Annotated in this window: 8 protein-coding genes; 6 read left to right on the top strand and 2 right to left on the bottom strand. The window is 42.0% G+C overall.

The features are described 5' to 3' along the window. Positions 1-488: 488 nt before the first annotated feature. A complete protein-coding gene (locus Q0E19_RS08970; RefSeq protein WP_294409059.1) occupies positions 489-857 on the bottom strand; it encodes a DUF1292 domain-containing protein in 369 nt (122 codons plus the stop codon). Between the two features lie 1,980 nt (positions 858-2,837). On the opposite strand from Q0E19_RS08970, the gene Q0E19_RS08975 reads away from it, so the two are divergent. The 5 genes from Q0E19_RS08975 to Q0E19_RS08995 all read left to right on the top strand — a co-directional run bounded on the left by Q0E19_RS08975 (position 2,838) and on the right by Q0E19_RS08995 (position 9,706). Continuing rightward, positions 2,838-3,647: a hypothetical protein gene (locus Q0E19_RS08975; RefSeq protein ID WP_294409060.1), complete on the top strand. Its 810-nt coding sequence runs from the start codon at positions 2,838-2,840 to the stop codon at positions 3,645-3,647. Positions 3,648-3,679: 32 nt separating this feature from the next. Continuing rightward, a complete protein-coding gene (locus Q0E19_RS08980; protein ID WP_294409061.1) occupies positions 3,680-4,183 on the top strand; it encodes a small multi-drug export protein in 504 nt (167 codons plus the stop codon). A gap of 475 nt (positions 4,184-4,658) precedes the next feature. Beyond that, positions 4,659-6,929 carry an ABC transporter ATP-binding protein gene (locus Q0E19_RS08985; RefSeq protein WP_294409062.1) on the top strand — a complete coding sequence of 757 codons (2,271 nt, stop codon included), beginning with the start codon at positions 4,659-4,661 and terminating at the stop codon, positions 6,927-6,929. A gap of 14 nt (positions 6,930-6,943) precedes the next feature. Then, complete coding sequence (locus Q0E19_RS08990; RefSeq protein WP_294409063.1) at positions 6,944-7,492, top strand: DUF1854 domain-containing protein; 549 nt, start codon at positions 6,944-6,946, stop codon at positions 7,490-7,492. A 33-nt stretch (positions 7,493-7,525) separates the two neighbouring features. After that, on the top strand, positions 7,526-9,706 hold the full coding sequence (locus Q0E19_RS08995; RefSeq protein ID WP_294409064.1) for an ABC transporter transmembrane domain-containing protein: 2,181 nt from the start codon (positions 7,526-7,528) through the stop codon (positions 9,704-9,706). A 101-nt stretch (positions 9,707-9,807) separates the two neighbouring features. On the opposite strand, the gene Q0E19_RS09000 is transcribed toward Q0E19_RS08995, so the two are convergent. Further along, on the bottom strand, positions 9,808-11,292 hold the full coding sequence (locus tag Q0E19_RS09000) for an L-fucose/L-arabinose isomerase family protein (protein WP_294409209.1): 1,485 nt from the start codon (positions 11,290-11,292) through the stop codon (positions 9,808-9,810). Between the two features lie 535 nt (positions 11,293-11,827). On the opposite strand from Q0E19_RS09000, the gene Q0E19_RS09005 reads away from it, so the two are divergent. Then, positions 11,828-13,159, top strand: coding sequence for an extracellular solute-binding protein (locus tag Q0E19_RS09005; RefSeq protein ID WP_294409066.1), 1,332 nt, complete (start codon positions 11,828-11,830; stop codon positions 13,157-13,159). Positions 13,160-13,161: the final 2 nt, after the last annotated feature.

The following is a 13,161-nucleotide window of genomic DNA, read 5'->3' on the forward strand; positions in this document are numbered from 1 at the left end:
CCTCTATAGCTCAGTCGGTAGAGCATGCGGCTGTTAACCGCAGGGTCGTTGGTTCGAGTCCAACTGGGGGAGCCAATCAGCATCTGTTGTCTTATGATGACAGGTGCTTTTTTGTTGGCATATTACTTTTTTACATACAAAAAAGCGTATCGAAAACGATACGCTTTTGTTTTCATGTAATTGCCGCCTTGCCGTCGCATAGCAGATAAACCCGCAATAAATTGCAGGGTGGGTAAAACGTCCTGTATTCTTCATGCTCCCTTCGTCCGTTGACTGCACGGCTATTGCGGTACAGGCGGGAGGTCTGCAATCCCTATACAGAGTACGAATCCCTTTTTAGAAGTGTTGGATTTATAATAACTATGCTTGATCGCACAAGGCAGTAATCTTTTTTTCTGAATATAGTATATCACATCTGATATAAAATATCAATGGTAATTATAACAAATTACAAGGTACATAATTTGTATAATATAAGACTTGACAATTTACTGAGGAATATCGTGCCCGCAGCCACATGAACAATCGTGATCGTGACAGCCGTCCTCGTCTTCGTCATCAAACTCAAACATTTCTTCAATTCTTTCCATGAAGATGTTGCCTATCTTCTCATAAAGATCATCGTCTTCAATAGATGCCATGATCTCTTCGCCGGTTTCCTCGTCAAACTCAGACTTGAGAATTACTACTTCGCCTGAATCCTCCAGCATTGCGGCTGCGTCCTCCTCATCAAAAAATGGAGTAAGCGCATAATATCTCTCGCCTTCGTAATCCATGCAGTCCAGCAGCTCAAAAGTCTGCTTTACGCCGTTTTCATCTTCAAGCTCATAAAGATCGGGTGTATACTCATTATCCATAATATTACCATCCTTTCAAAGCGGTTGTTTGCCGTGCGTACGTTATATTATGCGAAAAATACTGCAAAATATCATTATAACGGTCAAGTTCATTTAACTCAACCACAGCAACATTTATATTATACTACACTTGCTTTCATAAGTCAAGACGCATTGTGTAAAAGTAATATTAAATATAAAAATCACAAAAAAGTTGAGAAAAACTATTGACAAAGCACAAAAGATGTGGTATAGTATAGTCAAGGAAAAGGAAAGAGAGAGTTCAGAGAAACTCAAGAGTCCTTGACCTTGAGGATTACAGCATATAAATATCCGGTAGCTGCCGACAGTCAGCCGAATGGGGACGGGTTAAGCCGTAGGGTAATAAAGCTTAAAATTCTCGAAACATCATAGGCTTGTTTCAGAAGAAGTAAATACATCGCACATAGTGCCAAGCTTTTAAGCGGTTTCAGAAAGTGATGCAAACTCTGGGAAAGCCGAATATGATATGGAAGGAGCGAGTCCGATGGACGTATCAGAGAGCCTTACGAGTATTCAGGGCTCGACAGTTTCTTAAGATTTTCAGGATCAGGACGCAGACGTAAGAGCTGACAGATCTAAACCATATAAAGCTATTTAAGAAGAAACTGAAGAGACCGCAGGGTGGTTTCAGTATTAGGTTTTTACAATCAGGATACTCGGAAATTAAAATTGAATAATAAGAAAGTGCATAAAGGAGTCGGTTTTCATGATTCGTTTTAGCAGGTTTCTAAATATCTCATAGACGGGAGTGTTTCCAATGGCACTGTTTCAGTTTACAAAATAACTTGAAAGAGTGATTCCGATGTAATCTAAAAATTTTTGATAACGTTGATTTCAATAATATAATACTTTAAGGAGTGGTGCAGTATGAAAATGCACACAAGGATCTTGAATATCTGAGAGATTGGAGTGAGTCCGCCAAGAAGTTTGCGAGTTAGAAGCTCTTATTGAAATGATTTTAAATTCAGTTGATAGATTTCCTGTAAGGAGTGATGTAGTATGAAAATGCACATCAGGCTTTTGAACATCTGAAAGTTAGGAGTGAGTCCAAAGGGAAATTCAGCTTAGCTCCTGAGCGTTAGGAGCGATTCGACAGGCGCTTTGTTATCGGCGCAGTTTACAGAAAGGTGTTAAGACCAATGGAATAGTCAATAAACTTACGGATACTATATTTTGAAAGGAATAAGGACCGATGGAAAGGTAATCTTTTTACGGCTTGACTTTTATAGTACAGGTTTATTACGGACGGAAAATTTAACGTGTGAAAGGCGTGAGTCCGAAATTCTATTTAGCTTTTAAGCAATTTGTTAAAAATTTCTGGTAAAGGATGTTATACCAATGGCTTAAGTAACTGCTTTCAATTAATTTTATGCGAAAGGGTAAGTCCAATGGCTTAATCAATTTTGAAAATTCTATTTTAATTTACATATTGAGCGAATCTTTTTAGGTTCGCTCTTTTGTTTTGTATGGATTTGCGCTTTATTATACGGCTGCAAAGCTTGTTAACAAATTGTGCAAAATGGTTAGGTAATCTAAGGGAATATTGTGTAAATATACGATTTTTGTCACAAAGTTTATATTCGGTTTATATTTAGATTGACTTTTACTTGATTAAATGTTATAATCATATTATCCTAAGTAAAAGTTACGATGTAAGATGTGATCGGTTTTACTGTGGGGTAGATAATGAATTGTAGGGACAGTGCGGTGAATTCCGAAAGGTTTTTAACTGCGGCAAAAACGTGATTTCCGTGGCAGCATTTTCAGGGGGACGCTGCCGTAAATACGGTTTATGCATAATCACAGCCTGCGGACATATTTCCGCAGGCTTTTTTGCATATTATCTAAATATGTACAATGAGTGTAAAATTCGCTTTACTTTTTTAAAGCATTGTGTTATAATGCTTTATTATGGAATAATTCTTGCGATCATGTATGTTGGTGAGTGTAATGGAATTGATGTTGATATCAAAACATAACAGCCTTGTCAGAAATCTGCTTTCGAGTATGGCAGATTCTTTTGTGGGCGGCTATGGGATAATGTGCCTGTGCTGGATAGTTACGGGTATGAAATATAATGCGCTTGTCTGCTGTAAAATATATCTTATCGCTTATTTTCTTTTGCTGGCGGTGCTTGTGACCTGTTCTGTCGTTATATCGGTGCAGCAGAAAAACAAGGTCGATGATATCAACAGGCATCTCTCACAGTTTGGTTATGATGATGAGTATTACCGCCTGCTAGAGAATTATATAGGCGAACCCGATACGCCTGCGAAAATGATGATCTATGCCTCATGCCTTATTGAGGGCGGAAGATATGCTCAGAGCAGACGTGCTGTGGAAAAGATAGATTTTTCTTCGCTCCCTGCCAAAGAACAGGACGAATATTTTAATATCTGCCTGTATTCTGCCGTTATGGAGGGGAACAAAACCCTTGCAAATGAGATATATTCAAAGGGCAGGCTTTATTTTGAACGTGCCGTGACAAGACGGCGCTGCGGCGGTGTTCAGCATACGCTTGGTATGCTTTGCCTGCTGAACGGAAATTACGAGAATGCAGAAGAACTTTTCCTTGCGGCATTTGACCGCAAAGATCCCGCAATATGCTGCGAATGCTGTCTTTCGCTGGGACAATGCTTTATTGAAACAGGCAAGAAAGACGATGCGAAACAGATGTGCTATGATGCGGCAAAAAATACTCAGACCTACTCACAGGCTTGTCGTCTGAAACAGCTTATGATGAAGGTCGAGGCAGCATACAGCTGCTAACAGATAAGAAAGATGAGAAAGGAAAACAACATATGGTAGATTCACTGGTAAACTGGTTTACAACAACTTTGGACGGACTCCCGAAAGAGCTTATAATTTTTATAATTTCAATGGTGCCTATCCTCGAACTCAGAGGAGGAATTTTAGCAGCTGCTCTGCTGCACGTTCCGATAACGACTGCAATACCAATATGCCTTGTGGGAAATATCCTGCCTATACCGTTTATCCTGCTTTTTATAAAGCCTATTTTCAAATGGATGAAAGGCACAAAACTTTTCAAGCCGCTGGTCGAAAAGATCGAAGCAAAATCACTTTCAAAATCGGATCAGATACAAAAGTACGAATTCTGGGGACTGCTGCTGTTCGTAGGCATACCGCTGCCGGGAACAGGCGCTTGGACAGGCGCTCTGCTTGCCTGCCTGCTGGACGTTAAGTTCAGAAAAGCCGTGCCTGCAATATTCCTCGGACTTATTATGGCGACAACGATAATGTGCGTTGTTACCTACCTTATCCCTTGGATAATAACTCAGATCTGATAGAATTTATATTGTTATCCCGTCGGAATGCTGTTTCGGCGGGATATTTTATGTGCAGAATTGCTGAAATTATGCCGTCAGAATAAATTTATGAAATAAATTTTGAAAAAGCCCTTGACAAATGTGATAAATGGGTTTATACTCTTACTTGTGTGAATTACAAGAAAATTCACCGACTGATTATAACAATATGAAAGGAGTGGGTAAAATGACCATCAATAATCTAAAGAACAGACTTAACAGCATAATAAATAATGCAGCTGATAATTTTGTCGGAAGCCGTTTTGCCCGCACCTTGTATCTGCCTAAAAGCTGATGTATAAGCAGATATTTTTGTAAATGGTATAAAGGCATTTGTGACCTCTGACAGGCTGTAAATTCTGTCAGAGGCCTTTTTATGTAAATATGAATGTTATTGCTGGTGTTCATATTAAAATATTAACCTTAGCTAAGGAAAGAAAAGGAGTTGAAGTATATGAAGTTTTTTGACGTTCTGCCTGAGCTTGCGGAAAATGAACTGCTGAAAAGAGGAGTTATGACCGATGAGCTGCTTTACTGCGTAAAGGCAGATCTGGACGGAGAGGGCTGTTTTATAGATGTCTATATTACTTTTACCCCCGATACGCTCTGTGTTCTGAGCGGATATGAGAAATACGGGAAAATGAAAAAGCATCAGAAACGAAAAATACTGGAAGCTTTCGATGTTACAGACTATGCGGAGTACGCAGTGGCGGATATAGAGGAAATGTATGTTGACAGGTACACAAATTCCGCCCGTCTGATGATAAAGGATAAGGACGGAAGGGAGTTCCCCATAGCGAGATTTTCTCTCGGCTTTGCGGATAAGTTTGAAAAATTCTCCGCAAGAGTGAACTGCACAGCAAAAAATGAACCGATAGACGACAGCCTGCTGGAGGGAGTTAAAACTCATTGCCCGACCTGCGGCGAGCCTTTCCCCGATCCGAACAGACCCGTCTGTCCGAGATGTGTTGACAGACGTTCGGTATTCAAAAGGCTTATGTCTATGTTCAAGGATTTCAAAGCCGCTGTGCTTATGATGCTGCTGACGATAGTGCTGAGCAACGTGTTTGCTATAATCGCACCTGTTTTCGGCGCACAGATGCTCTACGATGATGTTCTTGCCAAAGGCGGAAAATTCTACGGCAGAGTGCTTTTGGTCGTAATGCTCATAGTTGCTGTGAATATTGCCAGTATGATAATGAAAGTGGTGTCGGGAATAATCACATCAAGGATCGTACCCATTGTCACCCACAGGCTCAGAGTAAAGATCTTTTCATCTATGCAGAGCCTTTCGCTTGACTTTTTCACATCTAAGCAGACAGGTTCCCTTATGTCGAGAGTTGACAGGGATAGCCAGAACATTTACTGGTTCTTTACCGATATAGTTCCATACGGCATAACGAACCTTGTAAAGATAATCGGTATCGCTGTTATAATGCTCATAATCTCACCTGTGCTTTCGCTGGGAATAATCGCAACCATAACCTTTATACAGATAGTTCAGCACAGGTTCTATAAAAGTCAGCGCAAGCTTTACAGAAAATATGACGTGGCTGTGCGTTCGGCCAACTCTGTGCTTTCGGACGCTATGAACGGTCAGCGTGTCGTAAAAGCTTTCGCTAGAGAAGATACTGAGATAGAGCGTTATAGGGTGAGAAATACAGGTGCATTTGAGATAAACTCAATGATAAACGGCAGGATAGCAAACACTATCCCTGTTATAAATACGTTCCACCAGCTTGTGACAAAGCTTGCGGTCTATCTTGGTGATATACTTGTTATAAAGGGCAGGATAATGTTCGGTGCGCTTTCCGCACTTATAAGCTATACAAGTATGACAGCCGAGCCTATAAGCTTTTTCACTTGGATAGGAAACCGCTGGGCAAAATGCATGGACGCAGCGTCAAGAATGTTTGAGATAATGGACGCTCTTCCTACTGTAAAAGAGGCTGAAAAGCCTGTCAGAGCTGAAAATCTTAAAGGAGATATACAGCTTAAAAACGTATCCTTTGAGTATGAGGCTGGCAGACCTATCATAAAGGACGTAAGCTTTACCGTTAAATCGGGGCATATGTTCGGCATAGTGGGAAAAACAGGCGCAGGAAAGTCAACTATCATAAATCTTATCGCAAGGCTTTATGACGTAACAGGCGGAGAGATACTTATAAACGGCATACCTATCAGGCAGATAGCCTTTTCGGATCTGAGAAGAAGCATAGGCATAGTTTCTCAGGAAACCTATCTGTTCATAGGTTCGATAGCAGATAATATACGCTATGCAAACCCAGAGGCGTCAATGGAAGAGGTAATAGAGGCTGCAAAATCAGCCAATGCCCATGAGTTTATTACAAAGCTGCCCGACGGTTACGATACAAAGGTCGGCGAAGGCGGAGTATCCCTTTCGGGCGGAGAAAAGCAGCGTATATCCATAGCAAGGGCTATAATACAGAAGCCTGACATACTTATCCTTGACGAAGCTACTGCGGCAATGGATACAAGAACAGAGCGTAAGATACAGGCTGCGATAGATAATCTCAAGCAGGGAAGAACTATAATCTCCATTGCACACAGACTTTCAACTCTCCGTGACGCAGATATGCTGTGCGTTATAGAGAACGGCGAACTTAAAGAAATGGGAACGCATGACGAACTTATACGCAAAAAGGGAAAATATTTCGATCTGTACAAGCTGCAGGCTGAGGCTTTGCAGTTTATTCAGGAGTAAAGGGGGCAAAACATATGGCAGATAAGGATATACAGAATGTACAGCAGGAAGTATATGAGGTCGATAAGCTTAATATACTGGACTGCAAAAAACTGAAATTCACAAAGGAAGACAGCGGGTATCTTACCCTCGACTATGACGGGAAGATATATCACAAGGTCAACCCAACAAGGCTTATCCCGTTTTATTCAAAGGATACATATATCAGTATAAACTACGAAAATGATGAGAAGGAGTTCAGAGAGATAGGCGTTATACGCAGTCTTGACGAACTTGCAGAGGATCAGAAAGAGCTTATTTCCACATATCTGGAATATAAGTACCATATGCCCGAAATAACTAAGGTTTACAGCATAAGGGATAATATGCGTGGTGCGATATTCGTTAAGGCGGACACCACTTCGGGACATAAAACTATCTGTATCCGTGACTGGTATCAGAATTTCAGAATGAGGGGACAGAACTACCTCTATGTAAATGACGCTGACGGCAACAAATATTATTGTCAGGACATAAACAAACTTGACCGCAAGAGCCGTCAGATACTCGAAATGTACACTTAATATCATAAAAAATAAACGAAAGGGGGAAGATATATGAACCTGAATATCGCAAAGCCTGTATCGGCAGGGAATGACGTTATATATTCTCTGCCTGCAAACCTTGACCGTGACAACAAAGCCTGTGACGGGGCAATGTGCGTTACAAGAGAAAAGATACTTATATATCTTGATGGCGAGCTTGTCCGTGAGCATGATATATCTGATTTCAAGGAATTTGTCTGTCAGCAGCAGATAGGTTCTTCTATGGCGCAGGGTATAACTGCTGATGGGAAAACGATATATTTCTGTTCGTTCACGCAGGAATATTTTCTGAGATATGCAGAGCTTATGAAGCTGCTGGACTATTTTGTCCGCACAGGCAGATTTATAGAGAAAACTGACGGCGACGAGCCGAGATGCCCTAAATGCGGGCTTCCGCTGGAGGGGGCAAAGGAATGTGTTTTCTGCACCAGCAAGGGAAAAACAATGGTAAGGCTGCTGAAACGTATCGGACCTTACAAAAAGCCTTTTGCCGCTGCTGTTATATGCACTATATTGGCGGAGCTTGTCTGGGTGCTGCTGCCTTATCTCGACAGGTATGTGATAGACAACTATGTTACACCGAAGTATGAGCATTGGAGCGGGTTTGTGGCAGTGGTCATAACCATTATAGGCTTGGTGCTTGCCGCAGGAATATTTGAGTACATAAATATGAAAAGCAGCTTTAAAGTGGCACTTAGTCTGGGCAGGGATATAAGACAGGATGTCTTTGAAAAATCCCAGTCGCTTTCCATTGCCTCGACCTCAAAGCGAACGGCAGGCGAGATGATAAACCGTATCTCAGGGGACGCTGCAAAGCTGGAGGATTTTATTACAGCCAACGGAAAGGACGCTATCGTAAAGATACTTTCCCTTGTTATGATCGGCATTATACTTTTTGTAATGGACTGGCGGCTTGCGCTTATGACAGTTATCCCTGTGCCGATAGTGTTTATTATAGTCAATAAGCTTTTTGAAGCCATGGCTATAAGATACACAAAGGTGTGGAAATATTCCGTAAAACATTCAGAAACTCTCCACGATATACTCAACGGTATAAGGATAGTTAAAAGCTACGGAAATGAGCAGAGGGAGATAGAACGCTATTCTGACTGCTCGGATCAGTGGGCAAAAAGCTGCACAAGGGCGGAAACGATGTGGTATCTCACGACCCCGTTCTCTGAATTTATACTCACCATAGGCAACTTCTTTGTGCTGTATTTCGGCGGAAATATGGTGCTTGACGCAAAGATGACATTAGGTCAGCTCATACAGTTCACCACTTACGTTGCAATGCTGTATGAACCCATACGCTGGCTCATACAGATACCGAGAAATCTTGCAGAGGTATCTGTTTCAGCGGGAAAGGTCTTTGAGATACTTGACGAGGAAAGTGATGTTCGTGATGCAGAAGATCCTGTGGAGCTTGATATAAAGGGCGAGATAGAATTTGATGATGTCTATTTCGGATATAAAGTCTATAACCCTGTGCTGAAAGGCATATCATGCAAAATAAATCAGGGCGAGATGATCGGCATAGTTGGCCATTCGGGCGTGGGAAAATCCACAATGATAAACCTTATCATGCGCCTGTATGACTGTACTCAGGGCGAGATAAAGATAGACGGCGTAAATATAAAGGATATCTCTCAGCACAGCCTGCGTTCGCAGGTGGGAGTTGTTTTGCAGGAAACTTTCCTTTTTGACGGAAACGTTCTTGACAACATAGCCTATGCAAAGCCAGGTGCGACCTTTGAAGAGGTCATAAGGGCTGCGAAGATAGCAAACGCTCATGACTTTATCACAAAGCTGCCCGACGGATATAATACGAGAGTTGGCAACAAGGGATATCAGCTTTCGGGCGGCGAAAGACAGCGTATCGCTATCGCAAGGGCAATACTTCACGACCCGAAGATAATCATACTTGACGAGGCGACTGCATCTCTCGATACACAGACGGAAAAGCAGATACAGGAGGCTCTCGGCAGGCTGACAAAGGGCAGGACAACTATCGCCATTGCGCACCGCCTTTCAACACTTTCCGGAGCAGACAGACTTATCGTTCTGGATAAGGGAAAGCTTGCTGAATTCGGTACTCATACCGAACTGATGAAGGCAAAGGGTGTATATTACAGACTTGTAATGGCACAGCGTCAGACAACGAAGATGAAAAAGCTTTCACCTGAAACTGCGTAATATGATATAAGATAAAAAATATCCTGTGCAGGAAATTGCACAGGATATTTTTATGTTTATGCAGTTAAAACAGTAAAAACAGTTTAAACTGTTTAAATAGTTTAAGCAAATGGATTTTCCTTTGGATACATCATTCCCTTAGGCTGATTAAATCCGATATCAGTCATACCGAGGTATGTCATAACTGAGTGGAGAGCCTTTCCGTAGTGACCGAAAGCAACTGCACCGTGATGAGGATAGTTCTTTTCAATAAGAACATGACGGTAAAATCTTCCCATCTCGTTGATAGCGAAAATTCCGATAGAACCGAATGAACGTGTTGAAACAGGGAGAACTTCGCCCTCTGCGATATATCCTCTCAGCTGAGCGTCAGCTGTTGACTGGAAACGGAAGAAGGTGATATCTCCGCCGATGATGTCGCCCTCAAGAGTACCTCTTGAAATGTTCGGTTCGCTGTCAGGCTCAAGGTTTCTCTTCATGATACGCTGGAACTTCATCTCAGGCTCTTTTACGAGGCAAGAAGGTGTATTTCCGCAGTGGAAGCCCATAAATGTATCCTTTATAGTATATGGGAACTTTCCTGCGATCTCTTCATTGTAAATGTCAGCAGGAACTGTGTTGTTGATGTCGAGGAGTGTAACAGGCTTTTCTGATACGCAGATTCCAACATACTCGCTGACTGCGCCGTAGATATCAACTTCGCAGGATACAGGAATACCTATCTTTGTAAGACGTGAGTTTACATAGCATGGAACAAAGCCGAACTGTGTCTGGAATGCAGGCCAGCACTTGTTTGCAAAAGCAACATACTTTCTTGAACCCTTGTGAGCCTCAGCCCAGTCGAGAAGAGTAAGCTCATACTGTGCAAGACGTGGGAGAATGCCTGACATCTTGTTTCCGGCGCCAAGCTCCTTTTCCATATCAGCAACGATCTCAGGTATACGCTTGTCATCAGCGTGAGCGTTGAATGACTCGAAGAGGTCAAGCTCTGAGTTCTCTTCGATCTCGATACCCATATTGTAGAGCTGCTTGATAGGAGCGTTGCAGGCAAGGAAGTCCTGCGGACGTGGACCGAATGAAATGACCTTAAGATCGTTAAGACCGAGGATAGCTCTTGCAACAGGGACAAACTCATTTATCATCTTTGCAACTTCGTCAGGCGTTCCCACGGGGTACTCAGGTATGTAAGCCTTTACGCCTCTGAGAGCGAGGTTATAGCTTGCGTTGAGCATTCCGCAGTAAGCGTCGCCTCTGTTGTCGATAAGAGCCTTGCCGCATGGTTCTTCGGCAGCTGCAACGAACATAACTGCTCCGTCAAATTTCTTTGCCAGCAGTACCTCTGAGCTTTCAGGACCAAAGTTTCCGAGGTAAACAACGAGAGCGTTGCAGCCTGCGGCATTAACTTCGTCAAGAGCCTTGAGCATATCCTTTTCATTTTCAACAACAGTAGGACATTCGTAGATATCACCATAAGCAGCTTTGTATTCCTTGCAGACATTTATTCTTCTTGACTCTGAAAGGGACATCGGGAAGCAGTCACGGGAAACAGCTACTATACCTATTTTTACAACAGGGATATTATTTATCATTTTAAAACCTCCATTTCGGCAAAAGCCGTATAATTTATTATATTTTAGCACATTTCACGATAGTTTGCAATAAGGATTTTGTATACAATGTAAAAATATGAACTGTGCTGACAGACTCATCGAAAGAAAATACAGCTTAACAAACGTCATATTCTTTAGACAAAATGTAAAGGATTTCAACTAACATTTATGTATGAAAAACGGTACATATAAGCTTGTAAGGTTAGAAAATATACTTTATCCGGCAATAGATAAACAGGATGAAATTTTGAATATTAATTAATATCTGAACATTTATAATGTGACATATGTAGATTATAATGTAAACGTAACCATAGATATTGTACATTATGCACAATAAAAATGATAATTAATTATTTTTATCACCAAAAATGCAAGTTTAAATGAAGTAATTTTCAAAAAGCTGTTGACTTAATTTAATTTGTGATATATACTTAATTGCAGTGATTAAAGTGAATTAACTACGGAGATAATTTAGAATTTATATTTATTTTTTATGGAGGTACATTTTATGAAAGCAAAGAAAATACTTGCCGGAATGCTCGCTCTCACAATGTCAATGGGCGTGCTCGCAGGCTGCGGCGGATCTAACGATTCTTCAAAGGGTTCTTCAGGAAAGAAGGATTCAAAGGGCGGCACAACTCTTGAGGTGCTTACACACCGTACAGATCTGGAGCAGAACGGTAAGCTCGCAGAGATGACAAAGGCATTTGAAGAGGCTAACGACTGCACAGTACAGTATGTATCATACACAAACTACGCTGACGACGTTTCAACAAGAATGTCAACTTCTGATTACGGCGATGTTCTTATGATCCCTGATTCTGTAAAGCTTGCAGACCTCGGCAACTTCTTTGAGCCGCTCGGTACATATGACGAAATGAAGGAAGAGTGGGACTGCATCGATTCAAAGATGTATGACAACACAGTTTACGGTATCCCGACAGCTCTTAACCTTGCAGGCGGCGTGCTTTACAACAAGCAGGTATTCGCTGACGCAGGTATCGACACTCTGCCAACAACTCCTGACGAGTTCGTTGCAGACCTTCAGAAGATCGCAGACAACTGCGAGGGCGTAATTCCTCTTTATACAAACTTCTCCGACAGCTGGACACTTGCTCAGTGGCAGGGACTTGTAGTTTCCGCATCAGGCGATCCAAGCTACGAAGTAAATCTCCTCAAGAACAAGACAGACCTCTTTGCTGAGGGCGGCGCTTACTATGAGGTTTATAAGATGATGTATGACATCATGTCAAACAAGGCTCTTCACGAAGAAGATCCTACATCAACTGACTGGGAAGGCTGCAAGCCTGCACTTGCTCAGGGCAAGATCGGTACACTCGTACTCGGTTCATGGGCAGTAGCACAGTTCAGAACAGCAGCTGAAGAGGCTGGCGCAGATCCTGACAATATCGGATATATGCCAATGCCTGCAAATGTTGACGGCACACAGTATGCACAGATCTCTGCTGACTACTGTATGGGCGTAAACAAGAATTCAGACAGCAAGGAGCTTGCTGAAAAGTATATCAAGTGGTACTGCGGTGAGTCAGGACTTCAGACAGAAGAAATGGCTATCTGCGCAAAGAAGGGAAGCGCACTTCCTGAGTTCATGAACGGTGTTTCAACATTCGTTAAGGACCCTGAGCCAGCTGAATACGAGGGCAAGTTCAATGAAATAGACAAGACATCTGAAGTTGGTACATGGGATACAGATACTGCTAACTTCAAGGTCAAGCTCTGCGAGGCTGCATTCGCAGGCGAGGGCGACGAAGCGTTCAACAAGATCATCAAGGATACAAATGAAAAGTGGAACGCAGCAAGAGATTCAGTTCTCGGCTAATT

The sequence above is a fragment of the uncultured Ruminococcus sp. genome (assembly GCF_934476685.1).
Classification (GTDB): domain Bacteria; phylum Bacillota; class Clostridia; order Oscillospirales; family Ruminococcaceae; genus Hominimerdicola.

What these genes read in the sequence shown, in the direction of transcription:
- Q0E19_RS08970 (WP_294409059.1), bottom strand. Translation starts at nt 857, where the DNA reads ATGGATAATGAGTATACACCCGATCTTTATGAGCTTGAAGATGAAAAC.
- Q0E19_RS08975 (WP_294409060.1), top strand. Translation starts at nt 2,838, where the DNA reads ATGTTGATATCAAAACATAACAGCCTTGTCAGAAATCTGCTTTCGAGT.
- Q0E19_RS08980 (WP_294409061.1), top strand. Translation starts at nt 3,680, where the DNA reads ATGGTAGATTCACTGGTAAACTGGTTTACAACAACTTTGGACGGACTC.
- Q0E19_RS08985 (WP_294409062.1), top strand. Translation starts at nt 4,659, where the DNA reads ATGAAGTTTTTTGACGTTCTGCCTGAGCTTGCGGAAAATGAACTGCTG.
- Q0E19_RS08990 (WP_294409063.1), top strand. Translation starts at nt 6,944, where the DNA reads ATGGCAGATAAGGATATACAGAATGTACAGCAGGAAGTATATGAGGTC.
- Q0E19_RS08995 (WP_294409064.1), top strand. Translation starts at nt 7,526, where the DNA reads ATGAACCTGAATATCGCAAAGCCTGTATCGGCAGGGAATGACGTTATA.
- Q0E19_RS09005 (WP_294409066.1), top strand. Translation starts at nt 11,828, where the DNA reads ATGAAAGCAAAGAAAATACTTGCCGGAATGCTCGCTCTCACAATGTCA.